19 protein-coding genes and 1 pseudogene are annotated in these 20,959 nt (G+C 71.8%); 11 read left to right on the top strand and 9 right to left on the bottom strand.

Translation table 11 applies throughout. The features are described 5' to 3' along the window. The first annotated feature begins 315 nt into the window (after positions 1-315). Positions 316-1,083: an SDR family oxidoreductase gene (locus ABT085_RS16105; protein ID WP_351607195.1), complete on the top strand. Its 768-nt coding sequence runs from the start codon at positions 316-318 to the stop codon at positions 1,081-1,083. A 17-nt stretch (positions 1,084-1,100) separates the two neighbouring features. On the opposite strand, the gene ABT085_RS16100 is transcribed toward ABT085_RS16105, so the two are convergent. Continuing rightward, the gene (locus ABT085_RS16100) at positions 1,101-1,358 is read right to left on the bottom strand and encodes a hypothetical protein (protein ID WP_351607192.1); all 258 of its coding nucleotides are present in this window, start codon (positions 1,356-1,358) and stop codon (positions 1,101-1,103) included. Then, entirely contained in the window at positions 1,345-1,659 is a 315-nt protein-coding gene (locus ABT085_RS16095; RefSeq protein WP_351607188.1) for a DUF6400 family protein, read from the bottom strand. Before ABT085_RS16095 ends, ABT085_RS16100 begins: the two co-directional genes overlap by 14 nt. A 274-nt stretch (positions 1,660-1,933) precedes the next feature. Between ABT085_RS16095 and ABT085_RS16090 the strand changes: the two genes are divergently transcribed. Further along, entirely contained in the window at positions 1,934-2,299 is a 366-nt protein-coding gene (locus ABT085_RS16090; RefSeq protein WP_351607186.1) for a YciI family protein, read from the top strand. 49 nt (positions 2,300-2,348) lie between these two features. Further along, positions 2,349-2,507: pseudogene (locus ABT085_RS16085) on the top strand (RlpA-like double-psi beta-barrel domain-containing protein); the annotation flags it as partial. A gap of 117 nt (positions 2,508-2,624) precedes the next feature. On the opposite strand, the gene ABT085_RS16080 reads toward ABT085_RS16085, so the two are convergent. Next, positions 2,625-3,158: a GNAT family N-acetyltransferase gene (locus ABT085_RS16080; RefSeq protein ID WP_351607183.1), complete on the bottom strand. Its 534-nt coding sequence runs from the start codon at positions 3,156-3,158 to the stop codon at positions 2,625-2,627. A 258-nt stretch (positions 3,159-3,416) separates the two neighbouring features. On the opposite strand from ABT085_RS16080, the gene ABT085_RS16075 reads away from it, so the two are divergent. Beyond that, positions 3,417-5,255: a glycoside hydrolase family 15 protein gene (locus ABT085_RS16075; RefSeq protein ID WP_351607181.1), complete on the top strand. Its 1,839-nt coding sequence runs from the start codon at positions 3,417-3,419 to the stop codon at positions 5,253-5,255. A 12-nt stretch (positions 5,256-5,267) separates the two neighbouring features. On the opposite strand, the gene ABT085_RS16070 is transcribed toward ABT085_RS16075, so the two are convergent. The 6 genes from ABT085_RS16070 to ABT085_RS16045 form a co-directional block, all read right to left on the bottom strand. Beyond that, complete coding sequence (locus tag ABT085_RS16070) at positions 5,268-6,311, bottom strand: cytochrome d ubiquinol oxidase subunit II (protein WP_351607178.1); 1,044 nt, start codon at positions 6,309-6,311, stop codon at positions 5,268-5,270. Next, the gene (locus ABT085_RS16065) at positions 6,308-7,744 is read right to left on the bottom strand and encodes a cytochrome ubiquinol oxidase subunit I (protein ID WP_351607176.1); all 1,437 of its coding nucleotides are present in this window, start codon (positions 7,742-7,744) and stop codon (positions 6,308-6,310) included. Before ABT085_RS16065 ends, ABT085_RS16070 begins: the two co-directional genes overlap by 4 nt. Positions 7,745-7,783: 39 nt before the next feature. Further along, positions 7,784-8,623, bottom strand: coding sequence for an SDR family oxidoreductase (locus ABT085_RS16060; RefSeq protein ID WP_351607173.1), 840 nt, complete (start codon positions 8,621-8,623; stop codon positions 7,784-7,786). Positions 8,624-8,903: 280 nt separating this feature from the next. Next, positions 8,904-10,484, bottom strand: a complete 1,581-nt coding sequence (locus ABT085_RS16055) for a GMC oxidoreductase (protein ID WP_351607170.1) — start codon at positions 10,482-10,484, stop codon at positions 8,904-8,906. A 112-nt stretch (positions 10,485-10,596) separates the two neighbouring features. Further along, positions 10,597-11,562, bottom strand: coding sequence for a cyclase family protein (locus ABT085_RS16050; RefSeq protein ID WP_351607167.1), 966 nt, complete (start codon positions 11,560-11,562; stop codon positions 10,597-10,599). 276 nt (positions 11,563-11,838) lie between these two features. Further along, the gene (locus ABT085_RS16045) at positions 11,839-12,618 is read right to left on the bottom strand and encodes an SDR family NAD(P)-dependent oxidoreductase (protein WP_351607165.1); all 780 of its coding nucleotides are present in this window, start codon (positions 12,616-12,618) and stop codon (positions 11,839-11,841) included. Between the two features lie 211 nt (positions 12,619-12,829). Between ABT085_RS16045 and ABT085_RS16040 the strand changes: the two genes are divergently transcribed. The 7 genes from ABT085_RS16040 to ABT085_RS16010 all read left to right on the top strand — a co-directional run. After that, on the top strand, positions 12,830-13,654 hold the full coding sequence (locus ABT085_RS16040; RefSeq protein WP_351607162.1) for a maleylpyruvate isomerase family mycothiol-dependent enzyme: 825 nt from the start codon (positions 12,830-12,832) through the stop codon (positions 13,652-13,654). 138 nt (positions 13,655-13,792) lie between these two features. Then, a complete protein-coding gene (locus tag ABT085_RS16035; protein WP_351607160.1) occupies positions 13,793-14,575 on the top strand; it encodes a MerR family transcriptional regulator in 783 nt (260 codons plus the stop codon). 631 nt (positions 14,576-15,206) lie between these two features. Continuing rightward, positions 15,207-16,172: an MHYT domain-containing protein gene (locus ABT085_RS16030; RefSeq protein ID WP_351607158.1), complete on the top strand. Its 966-nt coding sequence runs from the start codon at positions 15,207-15,209 to the stop codon at positions 16,170-16,172. Between the two features lie 252 nt (positions 16,173-16,424). Next, positions 16,425-17,306, top strand: coding sequence for an oxygenase MpaB family protein (locus tag ABT085_RS16025; RefSeq protein WP_351607155.1), 882 nt, complete (start codon positions 16,425-16,427; stop codon positions 17,304-17,306). A 44-nt stretch (positions 17,307-17,350) separates the two neighbouring features. Further along, positions 17,351-18,109, top strand: coding sequence for an SDR family oxidoreductase (locus tag ABT085_RS16020; protein WP_351607152.1), 759 nt, complete (start codon positions 17,351-17,353; stop codon positions 18,107-18,109). 274 nt (positions 18,110-18,383) lie between these two features. Continuing rightward, complete coding sequence (locus ABT085_RS16015; protein WP_351607150.1) at positions 18,384-19,370, top strand: hypothetical protein; 987 nt, start codon at positions 18,384-18,386, stop codon at positions 19,368-19,370. 48 nt (positions 19,371-19,418) lie between these two features. Next, a partial coding sequence (locus ABT085_RS16010; RefSeq protein ID WP_351607148.1) for a polysaccharide deacetylase family protein occupies positions 19,419-20,959 on the top strand: 1,541 nt, incomplete at its 3' end.

Below are 20,959 nucleotides of genomic sequence, written 5' to 3'. Positions count from 1 at the left end.
ACCGCGGTACCGGCGGAGGGCCCTGCGGATCCGGTCACGCGGCACGAGAACTCCCGGCGGGGCTTGATCACGACGACCGCGCTGATGCGGCCCACCTGCTTCTCCCGACCTATGCCCAAACCATGCATATCGAGATCTTTCGGGCAATCCTACGATGTCCGCTGGGCGCGGTGAGGGAGGCCGACGACACCGCACGGAGGCCGCCCCGCCCGGCGGGACGGGCTGCCGCGCAGGCTGCGGGCGGGCCGGTGCGCAGGCGGACGACGGCCCGGAGCACGACAATGGACCCAGGCCGAACCCCGGACGGAGGCAGGGATGACGGACCGCGAGACGGACCGAGAGAGCAGCACGTACCGTCCGGCCGGCCTCGAAGGCCAGACCGTCGTGGTGATCGGAGGCAGCTCGGGAATCGGCCTGGAGACCGCCCGCAGGGTGCGTGCCGAGGGCGGACGGCTGGTTCTGGTCGGCCGCAACCCCGAGCGGCTGCGGCAGGCGGAACTCGAACTCGAACCGCAGGTCACGGCGGCGTTCGACGCCACCGACGACGTCCGCCTCGGGCAGTTCTTCGTAGGCCTGTCCGGGCCGGTCGACCATGTCATGGTCACCGCGGGCGCACCCGCCTACTCGCCCCTGGCGGACATGGACCTCGACGCCGTCCGCCGGGACATCGCCGATCGCCTCGTGATGCCCCTCGGCGTCGCCCGCCACAGCCGTGACAGGGTCCGGGCCGGAGGCACGCTGCTGTTCATCGGCGGCACCGGGGGCCGGCGTCCGGCCGTCGGCATGAGCGTGGTGTCCGCCATGACCGCCGCACTGCCCGCCCTGGTCGCGAACCTCGCCCTGGAGATCGCGCCGGTGCGGGTCAACCTGATCGCCGCCGGATTCGTCGACACGCCGCTGTCGGCCTCGCTTCTGGGCGATCAGCTGGAGTCCCGGCGCGAGGAGCTGCGCACCACACTGCCCATCCGGCGGGTCGTCGGACCGCAGGACGTCGCGGCCCTGGCCGTGCACCTCATGGTCAACGAGGCGCTCACCGGGGCGACGTACGACATCGACGGCGGCCAGCAGCTCCTTCCCCACTGACCGCCGGTTTCTGCCGGTCACTCGTGCCGAAGGCCGCCGATGGTCCGCTCGGACACGGAACGGGTGGCTCCGAAGCCGGTCTCGTGCTCCCACACATGGGTGCACGACGGGCACTGTAGGTGCAGCACGCTGCCGGTGTGGGCGAGGAGGTAGCGCCAGTGCACCGAGCAGGTGCGCCCGTCCGCGCAGGTGTCGCACGCACGGTGGTCGGCGCAGCTCGGGCAGGGCACCCAGGCCCGGCGGCCGCGGTCCGCCTGCGGATCAAGGGGCAGCACGGCCGTCTCCTCTGCGGGGGAGGACACCGGCCGCGACCAGCTCGTCGTACACGCGCTGCTGCTCAGCGTCGAGCCCGGAGTACAGCAGCGCGTACGCCGCCTCCTCGCCCTCCAGTGCCGCCACGGGGTCCCAGTCGGAGCCGAGGGCGTCCAGCACATGGGCGCGGCGCAGCATCTCGTGCGAGGTCAGGTCCACGGAGAAGTCGGCCAGGGCGGCGCTGCCTGGCGGGCTCGCCTCGGGCCCGCGCGGCTCGACGGGGCTGTCCGGATCGTCGGGGATGTGAGGAACATGCGGGGACATGCCGCCGAACTTAGGTAGACCTTCGCGTATTGGGCAAGGGCAGGTGGGGGACCTCACACCGGGGCCGACCGCGACCGGAGGGGGTCGGGACGGGCTTTTGAGGCCCGTTTTCGCGTCACCATCGTCACCGCCGCCGCCGCCGCCGTCACCGCCGCCGCCGTCACCGCCGTCACCGCCGTCGGTCGGGGAAGTGCGGGCAGGGCGGGCAGGCCGGTCCGGGGTGACGATGTGCCGTTCGGCTGTGTCCGCCGGGCCGCGCTGCCAGGATCGTGGCATGAAGTACATGGTGCTGATGTACGCCGATCCCGTCGCCACCGAGGCGATGACCGCGGCGGAGCGGGCCGATGTGTTCCGCAGACACGAAGCGCTCCACCAGGACCTCGCGGATTCGGGGGAGCTGCTCAACGGAGCCGGTCTCGCCTATCCCAGGGACACGACGACGATGCGGTGGCGGGGCGAGGCGTCCACCGTCACGGACGGGCCGTTCGGCGCGGAGGCCGAACAGCTGACGGCCTATTACGTGATCGACTGCGCGAGCCCGGAGCGGGCCCGCGAGATCGCCGGTCGTGTCCTCGACTTCCATGTCGTGGCGGTCGAGGTGCGACCGGTGCACGACGCGTTCGGCATGGACGGCAGCTGACCCGCCCGGCGGACCCGGCGGCAACCTTTGCACTGCCCTCGGCCCCTGAGGGACGTCCGTCACGGTCCGGATCGTCGACGAGTGCCCGCTGTCCTGTGCGCCCGGTCAACTCGACCTCAGCACACAGGCGTTCGCCAGGCTCGCCGATCTCTCGGCCGGACGGATCCCGATCACCTGGGAGCTGGTGAGCCCCCGCGCGGAGGCGACCCGGGTCCAGTTCGCGGCGCACTGACCGTGCCCGTCCCCCCGTCCCCGCCCGCCGGGCCGCCCGGCCGTCCCCCGCGGCCGACCCGTGCGGCCGACCCGTGCGGCGGCGAGCGTGGCGTCAGTCCTGGTACTCGGTGAGGTCGATGCCGTACAGCCTCAGGTCGTATCCGTGCTCGGGGTCCTCGGTGACGCCCTCCGGCTGCATACCGAGCTTGTCGAGCACGTTGGCGGAGGCGGTGTCACCGGTCCGGCAGGCGGCGACGACCCGGTCGAGGCCCCGGTCCTGGAGCGCGAACTCCAGTGCCGCGTGGGCGGCTTCGGAGGCGTACCCCTGCCCCCAGAACACCCGCCCGAGCCGCCAGGAGATCGCCACCTGGCCGGCGATCTCGGCCGGTGCGTCCGGTACATGCAGACCGACCGCGCCGGCCAGTTCCCCGGATCCGAGGAGTTCGACCGCGAAGATCCCGAAGCCTTCCTCGTCCCACTCCTCCTCCCAGTCCTCGATGTCCTGGGCGGTCCGGTCCAGCGAACGCGGCACGCCGTCGCCGATCCAGCGCATCACCGCCGGGTCGGCCTGGATCTCGGAGAGGGGGACAAGGTCGTCGTCCAGCCATCGGCGCAGGACAAGACGGGGGGTGCGGATCTCGCTCATGGCCCCATCCTGCCGACACCGGCGCGCGAGTGCGAAACCGCGCCGCCCGCGGACCGGCGGCACCCGGCCCGAACGCCGATGCCTCGACGACCCCTCGGCGCCCGAGGAGCTCCGAGCCCGGGGCGTACGCCCGTCCGCCGCACAGTGTCCGTGACCGGCGTCCGTCCCGCACCCCGGGCCCGACGAGCCGGAGCAGGGCCCGCGGCCTACGCTGGTCGAGGGGGCGCGGCCGGGTGGATCACGGAAAGGGGCGCCCCGATGGACGACTATCCGCTGATCGAGAATCACGGGCTCATCGGTGACCTGCAGACCGCGGCGCTGGTGACCACGGAGGGGGCCATCGACTGGTTCTGTTCCCCGCGGTTCGACTCGCCGAGCGTGTTCGGCGCGCTTCTGGACAAGGGGAACGGCGGGCACTGCACGGTCCGGCCGGCGCACCCGACCCATTCGACCAAGCAGTTGTACCTGCCCGACACCGCGATCCTGGTGACCCGGTTCATGACCGAGGCCGGCGCCGGCGAGGTGATCGACTTCATGCCCGTGACCGGTACGACGGCCACGCGCCATCACCGGCTGGTCCGCCTGGTCCGGTGCGTGCGCGGCACCATGACGTTCGACGTGGAGATCGCCCCACGGTTCGACTACGGGCGCAGCAAGCACGAGGTGCACGTCACCCAGCACGGCGCGGTCTTCGTCGCGGAGGACGGGACGGAACTCACCGTGCACCCCATCCGGGAGCCGGACGACGAGCGGCTCTCGGACGTGCTGACGCACCGGGAGGCCGACCTCCAGGTCTCGCTGACCCTGACGGCCGGACAGCAGCGCGGGCTGATCCTGGAGACGGGTGCCGAGGGACCGCCGAGGGAGATCCGGCGCGCGGAACACGAACGGCTCTTCGAGGAGACGGCCGGGTTCTGGCGCTCCTGGCTGGCCCAGTCCCGCTACACCGGGCGCTGGCGTGAGGTGGTGGAACGCTCCGCGATCACGCTGAAGCTGATGACCTTCGCGCCCAGCGGCGGTCTGGTGGCCGCCCCGACGGCGGCTCTTCCCGAGCAGCTGGGCGGCGAGCGCAACTGGGACTACCGCTTCACCTGGATCCGGGACGCCTCCTTCTCCGTGTACGCCCTGCTGGGGCTCGGCTTCACGGAGGAGGCCAGGGCGTTCATCGCCTGGCTGGGGGACCGGGTCAAGGAGCGCGCAGGCAGCGACGGGACCACGGGCCCGCTCAACATCATGTACAAGGTCGACGGCTCCTCCGACCTGAACGAGCAGATCCTCGACCACTGGGAGGGCTACGGGCGTTCCGCCCCGGTACGGATCGGCAACGGCGCCGCCACCCAGCTCCAACTGGACATCTACGGCGAGGCGCTGGACAGCATCTACTTCGGGCACCAGCACGGCCTGGAGCTCGGGCACGGGGGATGGACCTCGCTGCGCACCCACCTGGAGTGGCTGGCCGACCACTGGGACCAGGCGGAGGAGGGCATCTGGGAGACGCGCGGCGGCCGCCAGGACTTCACGTACGGCCGGGTGATGTCGTGGGTGGCGTTCGACCGCGCGCTGCGGCTCGCCGAGGCGAACGGCCGGCCGTCCGCGGCCGACCGCTGGAAGACCGAGCGGGACGCCGCCTACGAGCAGGTCATGGCCAAGGGGTGGAGCGACGGCCGGCGGGCCTTCGTCCAGCACTACGGCAGCGAGGTCCTGGACTCCTCGCTGCTGCGCATGGCGACGGTCGGCTTCGTCGCCCCCAGCGACCCGATGTGGGCGGCGACCCTGGACGCCATGGAGCAGGAACTGGTCAGCGACAGCCTGGTCTACCGGTACAACCCGGAGGCCTCGCCGGACGGTCTGCGCGGCTCGGAGGGCACCTTCTCGCTGTGCACGTTCATGTACGTCGACGCCCTGGCCCGCGCGGGACGCACGAACCGGGCGAGGCTGACCTTCGAGAAGATGATGGGGTACGCCAACCATCTGGGCCTGTACTCCGAGGAGATCGACCCGACGGGCCGTCAGCTCGGAAACTTCCCGCAGGCGTTCACGCATCTCGCCCTCATCGACTCGGCCCTCACGCTCGACGCGGCTCTCGACGAGAGGTAGTCCGGCGGCGGTTCAGGTCGTCTCGTCGCCGGCGCCGTCGCGCCGCAGATCGGCGTCGGTGAGGCCCTCCAGCTCGCCGTGGGTGTCCAGCCAGTACAGCAGGGCGACCGCGGGGAAGACCAGCAGGACGGCGACGAGGGTGATCAGCCCCAGCCAGCGCAGTGCGGCGGAGGCGCCCGCGCCCTCGGCGACCGTGAGCGAGGTCGGGATCAGATAGGGGCGCTGCGCCATGCCCCAGGCGATGACGGCCGACGCGACCACGCCGACCGCCGCGACCCGGGACCACGCTCCGGAGGGACGGACCAGCAGCCCCGCGGTGGCGAGCGTGGCCAGCACCGCCACGACGACGAGGACCAGTCCCACACCGTGGGTGAGGCCGTGCCACACATGGGGCGCGTCCCCGTGGGTGACGAACAGGGTGACGACGGCGAGCACGGCGACCGCGGCGAGGGCGCCCAGGGCACGCCGGCGGAAGTAGCGGTCCAGGTCCGGCGCGCCGAAGCGCCGGGCGTCCGCGGCCAGGAAGACGGCGCCGAGCGTCGCCGTGGTCGCGATGGCCAGCAGACCGAACAGCAGGGACGTGGGGTTGGCCCAGACGTCCGTGGACGCCGTCGTGGTGGCGGTCACCCGGCCCGAGGCCACTCCGCCGGCCGCGGCCCCGAGGAAGAACGGCGTCAGCAGCGAGGAGACGGCGAACACCGCCCCGTACAGGCGTCGGCCGGCCAGCCGCCGGGCGGGCTTGCGCAGGGCGAAGCCGGCGCCGCGCAGCACGATGCCCACCGCGGCCAGTGCCAGGGGCAGCCACATCGTGGTGAAGACCTGCTGGAAGAAGACGGGGAAACCGGTCCACATGATCACCAGCACGAAGATCAGCCAGACGTTGTTGACCTCCCAGACCGGCTCCATCGCGTGGTCGATCAGCCATCGCGGGCGCCTGCCGCGCTCCGTGCCGCCCGCCGTCAGGTCCCAGAAGCCGGCGCCGTAGTCGGTGCCCCCGCCGCAGGCGTAGGCGGCGATCGCGAGCAGCAGGACGGCGGCGATGACCCCCGCGATCACAGCCGGCTCCCGGCGGAGCGCGGCCCGTACGGCGTGTCCGTCTCCGGCAGGTCGCTCTGCGGGGTCTCCTGCGGCGGCCCGCCCTGCTCGTCGGCGAGCCGCCAGCGTGAGCGCATCTTCAGCAGCACCGCGAGGAACGAGCCGAACACGAAGACGTACACGACGACGATCAGCCCGAACATGATCCACAGGCTGGTCGCGCGGGTGGCCGTCACCGCCTCGGCCACCCGCATGTTCTGGTAGACGATCCAGGGCTGGCGGCCCACCTCGGTGGTGATCCAGCCGCACTCGACGGCGATGACGGAGGCGACGCCCGCGCACGCCGCGCCCCGGTAGAACCACGGGGAGGCGGGCAGCCTTCGGCGCCGGAGCCACAGGACGCCGTACCACAGGGCGAGCAGGAGCAGCAGGGAGCCGATCCCGACCATGGTGTCGAAGGTCCAGTGGATGAGGGTGGCCTGAGTGGGCGTCGGCCGGTCGCTCGCGGGCACCGCCGTCAGTCCGGTGACCCGGGTGTCCGGGCGGAAGCCGGCCAGGATGGAGTCGAGCTGCGGGATCCTGATGCCGCCGGAGATCGTCCCGTCCGGGTGCAGCCGGCCGAACAGGTACTCCGGCATATGGGTGTCGGTCCTCCAGACGATCTCCATGGCCGCGAACTTCACCGGCTGCTTCTGGAACACCTGCCGGGCGATGGAGTCGCCGAGCACGAACTGCACGGGGGTGCACACCGCGGCGAGCGTGAAGGGGACCGCGAAGCCGAGCCGGTGGTAGCGGTCCCGGCGGCCGCGCAGCCATCCGACGGCGTAGACGCCGCCCACGACGTAGCCCGCCGTCACGAACATCGCGAAGACGAAGTGCCAGTACTCCGGGCCGAACATGGGGGTGAAGATCGCCTTCCAGATCCGCACGTCCACCGGGTTGCCCGCGGAGTCGAGGGTGAAGCCCCGAGGGGTGTTCATCCAGGAGTTGGCGGCCAGGATGCCGAAGGCGCCGAGCAGCGCCACCAGCGGCAGGGGCAGCGCGAGCAGGAAGTGGGTACGGGAGGGCAGCCTGCGCCAGCCGTAGAGGTAGACGGCGATGAGCACGGCCTCCAGGAAGAACGCCCACGCCTCGACGCCGAAGCCGATCCCGAACACATCACCCCACCGGCCCATCATCCCCGGCCACAGCAGCCCGAACTCGAAGGACAGCACCGTGCCGGTGACCACGCCGATCGCGAACTGCACCGCCATGACGGCCGACCAGCGCCGGGCCAGCAGCAGAGCGGTGGCGTCGCCGCGGCGCAGGCCGTAGCCGTGCATGATGACCGTGATCAGCGGCAGCGCCACCCCCAGCGGCACCAGGATGATGTGGGAGGCGAGGGTGAAGGCCATCATCGACCTGGCCGGCAGCGTCTGCGCCGGTACGTCCGCCAGCAGCAGGATCGTGTGCATGTGTCGTCTCTCCCGGGCCGACGCGGGTGGGGGTGCCGGTCAGCCGCCGGTGGCGAAGCCCGGGAAGAGCGTCATCCCGCCGTCGACGTACAAGGTGGTGCCCACGACGTAGTCCATGAGGTCGGAGGCGAGACCCACGGCGGCGTGGCCGATGTCCTCGGGATCGCCGATCCGGTCGTAGGGGATGAGCCGCAGCAGATCCCGCCGGGCCTCGGGGGTCTCCCAGGCGCTGCGGTTGATGGGGGTCCTGATGGCTCCGGGGGCGATCGCGTTGACGCGGATCTTCTTCGGGGCGAGCTCCTGGGCCAGGGTCTCCATCATCATCTGCACACCGCCCTTGGAGGAGGCGTAGTTGACGTGCCCGGCCCAGGGGATGATCTGGTGCACCGAGCTCATGCAGATGATCTTTCCGGCCGCGCGCGACACCTCGGGCACGACGCCCCGGCGCAGGAACTCCTTCGTGGCCTCGCGGGCGCACAGGAACTGCCCGGTGAGATTGACGTCCAGGACCTTCTGCCACTGGGCGACGGTCATCTCGGTGAAGGGCGCGTCCCGTTGGAGTCCCGCGTTGGCGACCAGGATGTCGATCGTGCCGAACTCCTCGACCATCCGGTCCATCATGGCGACGACCTGCTGCTCGTCGGAGACGTCCGCCTCGTAGGCGGCGGCCCGTACCCCGAGGCCGGTGATCTCCTCGACCACCTTCTCCGCCTCGTCGCCACCGGACACGTAGTTGACCACGACATCGGCCCCCGCCCGGCCCAGAGCGACCGCCGTGGCCCGGCCGATACCGGAGTTCGCGCCGGTCACCAGCGCCTTCTGGCCGTGCAGCAGCTGGGCGAGGTGCACGCCCCGGGGTGTCCCCTCGGTGGAACTCACGATGCCTCGCCCCTTCACTGCGTGCCTGCGTACACCGGGCCCGTCGCCCGGAGATCCGGGCATCAGACAAGCACCGGGCAGGCAAGGGGGCACGCCGGGGCGGCCCGCGTTGCGCTGCCCGGCGGAGGATCTTCGCCCGGTCGGCGTCCGGGCGCCGCAGCCGCCGGAGCCGCGGGCGGGAGCCGCGGCCGTCCGATCCGCGGGCGGGAGCCGCGGCCGTCCGAGCCCGGCCGTGCCGTGGGACGGGCGCCGGTGTGGCCTCAGCGGCGCCGGTGCGGTCTCAGCCCAGCCGCTCCAGTAGGTGGTCGCCCACCCGGAGGGCGTTGGCCATGGCCGTCAGCGACGGATTCACCGCGCCGATGCTCGGGAAGAAGCCGGTGTCGACCACGTAGAGGTTGTCCAGGTCGTGGGCCTTGCAGTTGACGTCGAGGGCCGAGGACGCCGGATCGGTGCCGAACCGCACCGTGCCGGCCTGGTGCGCGGTGGCACCGATGGGCATGCCCTTGTGCAGATAGATGCTGTGGGACAGCAGCCGGTGCTCGTGCATGCCCAGCCGACCGAGCATGTGCTGCAACTTGTGCCGCAGCCGCTCCAGTCCGGCGATGTTGTTGCCCTCGTCGAGGGTGAGCCGGATCCGGCCGTCCTCCTCCAGGGTCACCCGGTTGTCCGGCCGCGGCAGGTCCTCCCCGCACAGCCAGAAGTCGACGGCGTGATGGGCCAGGACCTCGAACGGCAGGTCCGGAGTGACCGCTCCGGCCCAGCGCGGGGCCTCGCCGTGGATCTGCTCGGCGTCCGACTTGCCGAGCATCTGGATCCCGCCGAGCGGGAACTCCCAGTCGTCCGCGCCCAGATACCAGTCGTGCAGGGCGAGGGTCTTCTGGAACTGGGTGTCGTTGGGCTCCTTCGAAACGGCCATCAGCGCGAGGTTGTTGTGACGCATGTAGTGCCGGCCGACCACGTCGGAGCTGTTCGCCAGCCCGCGCGGATGCCGGTCGTTCGCCGAAGCCAGCAGCAGCGCCGCCGAGTTGACGGCCCCGCACGCCACGACCACGATGTCCGCCGAGAACCGGGCCTCCCGCTCGCCCGGCAGCTCCGCGACCACGCCGGTGACGCTGCGTCCGGTGGGGTCGGTCTCCAGCCGGGTCACCCGCGCGTCGGTGACCAGTTCCACGTTCGGGTGCGCCAGCGCCGGTTCCACACAGATGACCTGGGCGTCCGACTTGCCACGGACCAGACAGGGGAAGCCGTCCACCCGGTTGCAGCGGATGCACACGCTGGAGTGGGTGGCCCGGCCGTTCTCGTCCTGGGTGAGGTCGACCCCGATCGGCAGATGGAAGGGGTGCAGCCCCTGCTTCTCCAGATCCCTGCTCAACTGCGCGATCCGCGGCTCGTGTTCGACCGGCGGAAAGGCGTACTGAGCGCTGTACGGCCCCTCCCCGGGGTCCTCGCCGTGCCGGCCGTGCACCAGATAGAGGTGCTCCGCCTGGGTGTAGTACGGCTCCAGGTCGTCGTAACCGATGGGCCAGGCGGGGGAGATGCCGTCATGGTGGCGGAGTTCGCCGAAGTCCTCGGGACGCAGCCGGAACAGCGCCGCGCCGTAGAACTTGGTGTTCCCGCCGACGTAGTAGTTCACCTCCGGCGGGAACTCGTCGCCGTGCCGGTCCAGCCAGAACTCCGGGGACCGGTACTTGCCCTTCACGAACACGGCCGTGGAGTCCCAGTTGTCGCGCTCGCGCGGCAGATAGCCGCCGCGTTCGAGGACGAGGATCCGTCTGCCGGAGGGGGCCAGCCGATGGGCCAGTGTGCCGCCGCCGGCACCGGTGCCGATGACGATCACGTCGTACAGGGGCAGGGCGTCCATGGCAACCACCGTCCTTGTCGACGCGGTCCGCGGCCGGTGCGGATCTCCCTCTTTCGAACGTACGCGCAGTACGGGGGCGCGGCACCCGGAGCCACCCCCGCACCCGCGGGGTTCACAGCACGGCGATCGGGTTCACCGGGGAGCCGGTGGCCGCCGGGAGCCGCAGCGGGGCGACCACGCACAGGAAGTGCCGGCGCTCCTGCTGCTCGCACACCTCCACCAGTTCCTCCAGGTCGAGCCAGTCCAGCAGATGCAGTCCCAGGGCGTTGACGGCCAGCACATGCACGGGGAACGCCACCCCGGCCACCGCGCTCGGCGCGGCGTCGCTGTTGCCGTCCGACCCCAGGACGGACACACCCCGCTCGGCCAGGAAGTCCATCGCCGTCGGATGCAGCCCCGCCCGGGCCCGGGTCACGTCCCAGGGGCCGAGGCTGCGCCGCCGCAGCCGGTGCCCCAGGCGCACGAACAGCAGGTCGCCCGGCCCGACCGTGGTGTGCTGGGCGGTCTCGGCCGCGACGAGGTCCTCGGCGGTCACCTGGTCCCCGGGTTCGAGCCAGGGCACCCCGCGCAGCCGCGGTACGTCCAGGAGGACACCCCGGCCGACGATGCCGTCACGCACCAGGTCGAGGGTGAGCGCGCCCGCTCCCTGCGGTGTCACGGTGCTCGCCGGGACACCGCCGTACAGCTCGCCGTCGAAGATCACGTGGCACAGCGCGTCGAGGTGGCTGTCGACGTCGCTGTGCACGTTCATGGCGAACCGGTCGCGGGCGAACACGAGCCCGGACGTGCCGTCCTCGTCGTGCGTGGGAGCCGTCATCCGATGGGACGCGGGCTCGGGGCAGTCCGGGGCGCAGTGTGTCTCGACGGCGGCGGCCAGCGACACGGTGCGGCCGCACCGGACCTCCGCGGCGGCCGCCACGACCCGCTCCGCGGTCAGCAGGTCCAGCGTGCCGCGCCGTCCCCCCGGACCGTCCTGGGCCTGCCCCCGCAACCGGCGGTACAGGTCACGGAAGGCCGCCTCGGACAGCGGTGGCGGTGCCACGGGACGCGGGGGTACGGGCTGCTGGTCCGGGGCCATCGGGAACTCCTCCTCGGGAGGGCGGCGGCGCCACCGCCACGGAGCCGGCCAGGGCCGCGACGCCACGGAGACGATCAGGGCCGCGACCTCCCGCGCCCTGCGCCGGGGCGTCACGACGACCGGGTCCGCCCGGACGTCCGGCCGGACCCTGCCGAAACCGAACCATGCCGGGGCCCGGACCACACGCCGGCCCCGGGCGGCTTGCGCCGATCGGCCGAACCTGCGGAGCTCTCGGTGCGTGCAGAGGCCGCCGGGCCCCACTCCTGTCCGGAGCTCTCAGTGCACGGAGAGGCCGCCGTCGACGAAGATCGCCTGCCCGGTGACATAGCCGGACGCGGGGCCGGCGAGGAACACCGCGGCACCGGCGAAGTCCTCGGCCAGACCGTTGCGTCCGACCATCGTGCGCGCGGCCAGTTCCGCCACCCGCTCCGGATCGGACGACAGCCGTGCGTTGAGCGGGGTCATGACGAAGCCGGGCACCAGCGTGTTGCAGGTGACCCCGTAGGGCGACCAGGCCTCGGCCTGGGAGCGGGCCAGCGACTCCAACGCGCCCTTGGAGACCCCGTAGGCGCCGCTCTGCACGAACGCCCGGTGCGCCTGCTGGGAGGTGACATGGATGATCCGCCCGAAACCCCGCTCCGCCATGCCGGGCCCGAACCGCTGGCCCAGCAGAAAGGGCGCCTCCAGGTTCACCGCCATCGTCGCGTCCCACACCTCCTCGCCCAGCTCGCCCATCGGCGGCCGCAGATTGATCCCGGCGCTGTTGACGAGGATGTCCGGCTCACCGAAGACCGCGGCCGCCCGCTCCGCCGCCGCGCGCACTCCCTCGCGGGTGCCCAAGTCCGCGCTCACCCAGGCGGCCCGGCAGCCGTCCGCAGTCAACTCGTCGACCGTGGCGGCCAGTTCGGACTCCCTGCGGGCCACGATCACCACACGCGCGCCGGCCCGGGCCAGGGCCCCGGCGATGCCCCGGCCGATGCCGGAGCTGCCGCCCGTCACCACGGCGACCCGGCCGTCCAGCGAGAACAGATCGGAGAGATAGCGGTTCGAACTCATCCCCGCACCCTAGACGTCACGCGGGCACCGGCGTCCGATCGCCCGCGGGCCGGACGCCGCCGGACCTTCCCTCCGTCCGCGACCGGCTGCCCGCGAGTCTTGTCGCAGGCGTCGTCGCCTGGTCTACTCCCGGTTGATCCGTCATGCGTGCGCCCCACCGGTCGCGCCCGCACACGGCACCGCACGGCACGAGATCGAGGACGGGAACGGCGTGGAACCAGTGGCTGGGCAGGACGTACGAGACACGCTGCCCGAGGGGCTCGGCGCGGCCATACGGGACACCGCCGAGGAGATCGCCGCCCTGCTGCGCGAGGACGCCGACATGGGGCTTCCCATACCCGGGGCGCAGTGGAACGTCGGGGAGGCGGCGGCACATCTGGCGCAGGCCAACGAACTGATGGCCGACATCGCCGCGGGACGCCCGCGCGGCTACGGGGACGGCACACGGCAGAGCCTCGCCGCGGCCAACGAGCAGGCGCTCGCCGCCTTCGACGAGCGCCGGGCCGAGCCGCTGGCCGCGATGATCGTGGAGCATGCCGACGCCTACCTCAAGGCGTGGGACGAGGGCACCGCGGCCGAGGGGACCCTCGTCAGCCCGCTGGGCCCGATGACCCCGCAGGTGCTGGGCTCGTACCTGCTCACCCACATGCTCGGCCACGGCTACGACCTCGCCCGCGCCCTGGGCCGTCCGCACATGATCGACCGTGCCCGGGCCGAGCTGACCCTGCCGTTCCTGATCACGGCCATGCCGCGGGTGACCGTCCCCGCCCGCACGGCCGGGCTGACGGCCCGCTACGCGATCCGCCTGTGGAGCGGCGGCCGCTTCGGAGTGACCCTGTCCGACGGCGAGGTGTCCGTCGAGCCCGGGCTGCCGGCCCGCCCGGACTGCACCATCCACATCGAGCCGGTCACCTTCCTGCTGATGGCCCTCGGCCGCCGTGAGCAGTGGGGCGCGCTCGCCCAGGGACGCATCCTGGTGTGGGGCCGCAAGCCGTGGCTGGCACCCCGTTTCCCGACCCTGTTCAAGGCGCCCTGAGACCTGGTTCCGTGGCGCGGGGTCCGGCGGCGGTCCGCTCCGCGGCACGGTGCCGAAGTCGCGCATGTCCCGAATCGGGTTCTTTCCCTGTTCGGTTGAACAACCGTTGAGACTTCTGAGAACTTTGACCCTGCGGTCATGTTGGAAGACTCAAAACCGGTGATCATCTTGCGACCATCCGATCTCGCCCGTGAACACGGACTCTCCGCCCAGGCGGTCCGCAACTACGAGCGGGAGGGGTTCATCCCGCCCGCCGAGCGCACGCGGAGCGGGTACCGGATCTACACCGAGCTGCACGTGGCGGCACTGCGCGTCTACCTCTCCCTCATCCCGGGCTACGGCTACTCGGCCGGCGGCCAGATCATGAACGCGCTCCACGACGACGAGCTCGACGGCGCCCTGACCATCATCGACCGCGGCCACGGCCAGCTGCTGCGCGACCGCGACACCCTCGACGCCGTCAGGAGAGCGGTGGACCACCTGACGGCGGAGTCCGACGCCGGCCCGCGGCACCCGACGGCCCCCGTCCCGCGGACCATCGGCGCACTCGCGCGCCGGCTCGGCGTCACCCCGGCCACCCTGCGCAACTGGGAGGACGTCGGCATACTCAGCCCCGCACGCGACCCGGCCACCGGATACCGCGTCTTCCGGCCGAGCGACATCCGCGACGCCGAACTCGCCCATCTCCTGCGGCGCGGGGGGTACCCGCTGGACCACATATCCACCGTGGTCGAGCAGATCCGCACGGCCGACGGTGGCGACGCCCTGTCCAGCGCCCTGGACGACTGGCACCGGCGGCTGCGGGAGCGCGGCCTTGCCATGCTCGACGCGGCCACCCATCTCAGCCGCTACCTGACCCTGTTGAGAACGGGCCTGGACCCGGCGCTCGCGGCGCCGGGCACCACCCGGAACACGGGCTGACCCAGAGCATCGGCACGTCCCGTACGCCCATGCCTGATCTGCCGCCCGGAGTCGTTCAGGACCAAGAGACCGAGTGGGTCGAGGCGCGCTGAAATCACCGTCAAGGTGAGTAAACGGTCATGACTCATGAGTCGGTGCGAGTCGGTTCTCTACGGGCATTCGCCTTATCGTGTCCCACTGTTGGCCCGCGGCGGGCTCCGGACACGGGGATCGATCCGGCCAGACAAGGACAAACGCCTCCGCCGGGCCACGTGTCGATTCGGCGAACCGGGGGAGAGGAGTGGGAGGCGGGTGAGAGGCGTGTGTTTAACTTGTAAACACATCGAGCAGGTGGGGCGCACAGGTCGTCCGGCGCCGGTGCTCTGACCCTTTGTCAGGGCCCCCGCGCGACGCAGTGCACACCCGGCCTGACCGACCCACGACGCGGCCGGCGACAACCGCCGACCGAACCCGGTCAGGTGCCGCCGCGCGTGCTGGTGCCCCGGCCCTCCCGATCGCAGTGACCGGGCAGCGGTCCGGGCCCGTCGCGGCTCCGGGACACCGGGCGGAGCGGTCGCACGGCACTGTGCCGGCCCACCCGCCGTCCGGCTCACCGCAGCCCTGTGCCACCACGCAGTTGAAGGAACACCTCATGACCGCAGACGTCTCCAACTTCTACTACGGCGCCGTGACACCCATCGCGGCGTACGTCATGGCCTGTCTGGGGGCCGCGCTGGGACTGCGCTGTACGACACGTTCGCTGCGGCGCTCGGACCGCAAGGCCAACTGGCTGCTGCTGGGTTCCGTGGCGATCGGCTGCGGGATCTGGACGATGCACTTCATCGCCATGATCGGTTTCAGCGTCGGCGGTGCGCTGGTCAGCTACGACTCCGGACTCACCCTCTTCAGCCTCGCCGTCGCGATCGCCGTCGTGGCCGTGGGTGTCTTCCTCGTCGGGTATCGCGGCGCGTCGCGCTCCAATCTCGCGATCGCGGGAACCATCACCGGTGTCGGCGTCGCGGTGATGCACTACCTCGGCATGGCGGCGATGGACGCCCACGGCTCCATCGAGTACGACGCGATGACCGTCGTGCTGTCCGTCGTCATCGCCGTCGTCGCCGCGACGGCGGCCCTCTGGGCGGCCGTCTCCATCCAGGGACTCTGGTCCACCCTGGCCGCGAGTCTGGTGATGGGAGTCGCCGTCACCGGTATGCACTACACCGGCATGTCCGCGGTGTCCGTCCATGTCGACGGCGTGATCGAGTCCTCGCAGTCGTCCACGAGCCTGCTCGGCTTCCTCCTGCTCATGCTGGTCGGCCCCTTCATCGTCCTGCTGGTCGCGGCGGTGATCGTGATGTTCGACCCCGACATGATGGCCGCCGCCGAGGAGCCGCCGGTCTACATGTCGGCGCCCGCGTACGAGGTGCCGCAGGCGTTCGAGGTCTCCCAGTGGCAGCCGCGGCAGCCGTCGCAGCCGCAGGGCTACGAGGTGCCGCAGCCGCACCCCTACGAGGTGCCGCAGTCGCAGGGGGACGAAGCGCCGCAGCCGCAGTACCCGGACTCCGCCGCCCCGGCCGCGGACGACAGCCGCCCCGAGGGCTCCTACGCCTCCTGGTGACCCGACCACGCCGGGAGACGAAAGGCCGACCACGCACGTGGCCGGCCTTTCGCGGCGTTTCAGCACCGGACCTCCACGGCCGGGCGCCCGCCCGCCCGCCGGCCGGGCGGGGCGGGGCGGTGGTGTGTGGCGGGTGGGGCTGTGGTGTGTGGTGGGTTGCGATATAAAGAAGTGGTAAATGTTTCCCGGTGTCCCGCTCCGGGCACCACGGAGAGGCGGAGGCGTCAGGACCGCTCTGCCGAGGTGAGGACCGTGACCGACACGGAAGCCAGGACCGCCCGCGGGGAACCGGACCCGCTCACCCCGCAGACGATCCTCTGGGACATCGCCGGTGACCGCCGTCTGCTGTTCTCGCTGCCCGCCGGCTTCGTCCTCCAGGTCGCGCACCCGGCGGTCGGCGCGGGCGTCGACGCGTACTCCGTGTTCCGCACCGACCCCTGGGGGCGCCTCGACCGGTCCCTGGAGTCGCTCCAGCTCTGGATCTACGGCGGTGAGCGCGCCGCCGAGGAGGGCCGCCGGCTGCGCCGGCTGCACCGCACCATCAACGGCACCGACACCCGGGGCCGCCCCTACCACGCACTCACCCCCGCCTGCTACGCCTGGGTCCACGCCACCGCGTACGCCGTCTTCCTGCGCGCCGCCCGGTACCTCGCACGGCCCCTGACGCCCGCCGAGAGCCTCCGTCTCTACGACGAACTCCGGCAGCTCGGACGCATCCTCGGCATCAACGACCGCGACATGCCGGAGAACCCCGAGGCGTACTGGGCGTACTTCGACGCGATGGTCCGCGACGAACTGGAGATGACGCCGGTGGCGAGGGAACTCCTCGACCCGCGGCGCCCCGTCCCGGCGCCCCCCGGCGCATCCGCCCCGGTACGACTGCTGTGGCCGGTGCTGCATCCACCGCTGACCCGGCTGCGCGTGTTCGTCACCGTGGGGCTGCTGCCGCCCGTGGCCCGGGACCGTCTCGGTCTGGCCTGGACGCCCCGGGACGAACGCCTGCTGCGCGGGTTCGGCGCGGTGCTGCGCACCCTCTTCCCGCTGCTGCCCGAGCGCGTCCGCTACCTGCCCCTCGGCTATGCGGCACGCCGGGCGGCACGCCCCGACCGTCCACGCCGGAGGCCTCGTCGGTGACGCCGGGCGGCGACGGGCGGTGACCCACGACGAAAGGAACGGACATGAAGATCGCGGTTCTCGGCGGTACGGGTCTGATCGGCTCGCGTGTGGTCGCCCGCCTGAAGGAGCAGGGCCACGAGGCGACGCCGCTCTCCCTGTCCACGGGCGTGAACGTCCTCACCGGCGAAGGACTGGCCGCAGCGCTCGCGGAGGCCGAGGTGGTCGTCAACCTGACGAACTCGCCCACCTTCGACGAAGCCTCGCCCGAGTTCTTCCGTACGTCGATGGGCAACCTGCTGGAGGCGAGCCGTGCGGCGGGCGTCGGACACGTGGTGGTGCTGTCCATCGTGGGCGCGGACGGGGTGCCCGAGCTGGACTACTACCAGGCGAAGGTCCTTCAGGAGGATCTGCTCAAGGCCGGCGGTCTGCCGTACTCCGTTGTGCGGGCCACCCAGTTCATGGAGTTCATGGACGCCGTGCTGTCCTGGACCACGGACGGGGACACCGTCCGGCTGCCCAGCACCCCGCTCCAGCCCATCGCCGCCGACGACGTCGCGGCCGCGGTGGCCGACGTCGCCATGGGCGCGCCGCTCAACGGCACCCTGAACGTCGCGGGCCCCGAGGTCTTCCCCCTCGACGAGCTGGGGAGCCTCACGCTCGCGGCCGAGGGCGGAGCGGGCCATGTGGTCACCGACGGCACCGCCGGGATGTTCGCCGTCCCCAGGGGCGACGTCCTGGTCGCGCCCGAGGGCTCCCGTATCGCCCCCACGCACTACCGGGACTGGATGGCGGCCCGCGCAGACCGGGGGCCGCAGGGCTGAACGGCCCCCTCTGTCCTGTCCCGTCCCGTTTCCTGCCTGTTTCGGAAGGCGCATCGCCGTCCGCCGCGAAGCAAGTCCCTGCCAAGGTCAGTTTTTAGACACCTTTGAACATCCGTTACTGTTCACCTCTCGAACATAAACCGCACGCTTCGTACGCGTGAGCTAGGTTTAGCGTCCAGCGTCAGGTAGACGGAGATGCTCGGGGCAGGCGGGGGCCTGGTGCGGCCGAGATGCGCTTGGAACTGTCCGCACATCCGCGACAGTTCCGTGGGGGATGGGGTACGTGAATATGTGGCGGAAAGACGCCGTATCCGAAGAGGCGCCAGACGCGTCCGGGCCCGAAGCCGGTCCGGGCGACCGGACCGGAGTCGGTGGCCGGATCGACACGGAGCAGACCAGGGCGCCTCAGATCGACACGGCGCAAAGCCGGGCGCTCCTGGCGGACCTGAACAAGTCCCGGCAGTCCGCCGCTCCGGAGACGGTCGCCGCGCCGAACAGCCGGGCGGACCGCCTCCCGCTCGCGGATCCGGGTCCCGCTCCGGCCCCGGCCCGGACGCAGGCCCAGGTTCCGGCCCAGGCCCAGGCCCCGGTCGAGGAATCGGACGAACCGCTCCACGACCCGCACGAACTCACCGTGCAGATGGCCGCCGTCGGCTGGCGGGCCGCCGAGAACCCGACCCTGAACGGCCGCCTGGACGACCGTGACGGCAGCCCCGTCTTCGTCGACGAGTCGGGCCGGCGCAGCCGTTGGCTGCGCAGGCTGGGCGTGGCCATCGGTGTGGCCTGTGCCGTCTACTCGGTCGTCATCGTCGCCACCCTGGTATCCGGCAGCTCGAACGCGCCCTGGCTGCCCGTGCCCGCGCAGGACGGCGGGGTGCCCGCGAGCCAGGTCGAGCCCTCGTCGGTGCCGTCGCAGTCCGCGCAGCCCTCGGACCCGGCCGACGCCACGCCGAGCGCCGACGCCGCGCAGGACGCCGCCACGCAGCCGTCCACGGGCGACGCCGTGGTGACGCCCGGCCCCACCTCGGGCCCGAGCAAATCGACGGCGTCCTTGCTTCCCGAGCCGTCCGTGCGCGCGACGCACAGCACCGCCGGCTCCGCGGTGACCACGCCTCCGGCCGCCTCGTCGCGTCCCCCCGCCGCCTCACCCACCGTGAGCGCGTCGAGCACCGGTGGGAGCAACCCGTCACCGACCGCCGTGGACGTCCTCGGACTCGGCGCACCCGCCGGCGGCCCGAACCCGGCGACGCCCGCCTCCTGACACCTTCGCGTGCCCCGTCCGTCCTTTGTCCCTGGAGCACCACTTCCGATGGCATCCCCTGACCGCCGAGGCCGGGTCGCGGCCGCGGCCCGCGCCGGTTCCCGGCGCCGCCTGCCGATGCGCCTGCTGCTGCCCGTGCTCGTCCTGGTCGCCATGATGGCGATGCTGATGCTGCGCGGCTATGTGCACAGCGAGATCCTGGCCGACTTCCGGGTCCGGCCCGAGGCGTCCACCGACAAGGTGCCCCAGAAGATCCTCGACGGCGGGCCGGTGATCGACACCCGCAGCGGCCGCATCACGAGTCTGCGCGTGCCCGACCACCGTCTGGTCCTGACCTTCGACGACGGCCCCGACCCGACCTGGACCCCCAAGGTCCTGGACGTGCTCAAGAAGCACCACGCGCACGCCGTCTTCTTCGTCACCGGCACCATGGCCTCCCGCTACCCGGACCTGGTCCAGCGCATGGTCGACGAGGGGCACGAGGTCGGCCTGCACACCTTCAACCACCCCGACCTCTCCTACCAGTCCAAGAGCCGCATCGACTGGGAGCTGTCGCAGAACCAGCTCGCGCTCGCGGGCGCGGCCGGCATCCGGACCTCCCTGTTCCGGCCGCCGTACTCGTCCTTCGCCGACGCCATGGACGACAAGTCCTGGCCGGTCACCGAGTACATCGGCTCGCGCGGCTACCTCACCGTCGTCAACGACACCGACAGCGAGGACTGGCGCAAGCCCGGCGTCGACACCATCATCCGCAACGCCACACCCAAGGGCGGCAAGGGCGCGATCGTCCTGATGCACGACTCCGGCGGCGACCGTCACCAGACCGTGCAGGCCCTCGACCGGTTCCTGCCGCAACTCCAGAGCCAGGGGTACGAGTTCGAGAACCTCACGGACGCCCTCGGAGCGCCCAGCGCCCACACACCCGTCACCGGCCTCGACCTGTGGAAGGGCAGGACCTGGACCTTCCTGGTGCAGGCCTCCGACGGGATCACCGACGTGCTGGTGGTCGGCCTCGCGGTGATCGGCGGCCTGGTCATCAGTCGGTTCGTGCTCATGCTGCTGCTGTCGGCCCTGCATGCGCGCAAGGTGCGCCGCCGTGACTTCCGCTGGGGGCCGAGCCCGGTCACCGAACCGGTGTCGGTGCTGGTCCCGGCGTACAACGAGGCCAAGTGCATCGAGAACACGGTCCGTTCGCTGATGGCGAGCGAGCACCCCATCGAGGTGATCGTCATCGACGACGGCTCCTCCGACGGCACCGCCCGGATCGTGGAGGCCATGGGGCTGCCGAACGTGCGGGTGATCCGTCAGCTCAACGCGGGCAAGCCGGCCGCCCTCAACCGCGGTGTGGCCAACGCCCGGTACGACCTGATCGTGATGATGGACGGCGACACCGTCTTCGAACCGGCCACCGTCCGCGAGCTGGTGCAGCCCTTCGCCGACCCGAAGGTGGGCGCGGTCGCGGGCAACGCCAAGGTCGGCAACCGCAGTTCGCTGATCGGCGCCTGGCAGCACATCGAGTACGTGATGGGCTTCAACCTCGACCGCCGGATGTACGACGTCCTGCGCTGCATGCCCACCATCCCCGGCGC

Source organism: Streptomyces sp. NPDC002265, assembly GCF_040296125.1.
Lineage (GTDB): Bacteria > Actinomycetota > Actinomycetes > Streptomycetales > Streptomycetaceae > Streptomyces.
Note: the sequence above shows the minus strand (reverse complement) of the source record. Positions and strands in the feature narration are given on the sequence as shown.

Excerpts from the sequence above, each read along its gene's own strand:
- ABT085_RS16105 (WP_351607195.1), top strand. The coding sequence starts at position 316 with ATGACGGACCGCGAGACGGACCGAGAGAGCAGCACGTACCGTCCGGCC.
- ABT085_RS16020 (WP_351607152.1), top strand. The coding sequence starts at position 17,351 with ATGAAGATCGCGGTTCTCGGCGGTACGGGTCTGATCGGCTCGCGTGTG.
- ABT085_RS16045 (WP_351607165.1), bottom strand. The coding sequence starts at position 12,618 with ATGAGTTCGAACCGCTATCTCTCCGATCTGTTCTCGCTGGACGGCCGG.
- ABT085_RS16080 (WP_351607183.1), bottom strand. The coding sequence starts at position 3,158 with ATGAGCGAGATCCGCACCCCCCGTCTTGTCCTGCGCCGATGGCTGGAC.
- ABT085_RS16050 (WP_351607167.1), bottom strand. The coding sequence starts at position 11,562 with ATGGCCCCGGACCAGCAGCCCGTACCCCCGCGTCCCGTGGCACCGCCA.
- ABT085_RS16055 (WP_351607170.1), bottom strand. The coding sequence starts at position 10,484 with ATGGACGCCCTGCCCCTGTACGACGTGATCGTCATCGGCACCGGTGCC.
- ABT085_RS16090 (WP_351607186.1), top strand. The coding sequence starts at position 1,934 with ATGAAGTACATGGTGCTGATGTACGCCGATCCCGTCGCCACCGAGGCG.
- ABT085_RS16075 (WP_351607181.1), top strand. The coding sequence starts at position 3,417 with ATGGACGACTATCCGCTGATCGAGAATCACGGGCTCATCGGTGACCTG.
- ABT085_RS16015 (WP_351607150.1), top strand. The coding sequence starts at position 18,384 with ATGGGGTACGTGAATATGTGGCGGAAAGACGCCGTATCCGAAGAGGCG.
- ABT085_RS16030 (WP_351607158.1), top strand. The coding sequence starts at position 15,207 with ATGACCGCAGACGTCTCCAACTTCTACTACGGCGCCGTGACACCCATC.
- ABT085_RS16035 (WP_351607160.1), top strand. The coding sequence starts at position 13,793 with ATGTTGGAAGACTCAAAACCGGTGATCATCTTGCGACCATCCGATCTC.
- ABT085_RS16095 (WP_351607188.1), bottom strand. The coding sequence starts at position 1,659 with ATGTCCCCGCATGTTCCTCACATCCCCGACGATCCGGACAGCCCCGTC.
- ABT085_RS16065 (WP_351607176.1), bottom strand. The coding sequence starts at position 7,744 with ATGCACACGATCCTGCTGCTGGCGGACGTACCGGCGCAGACGCTGCCG.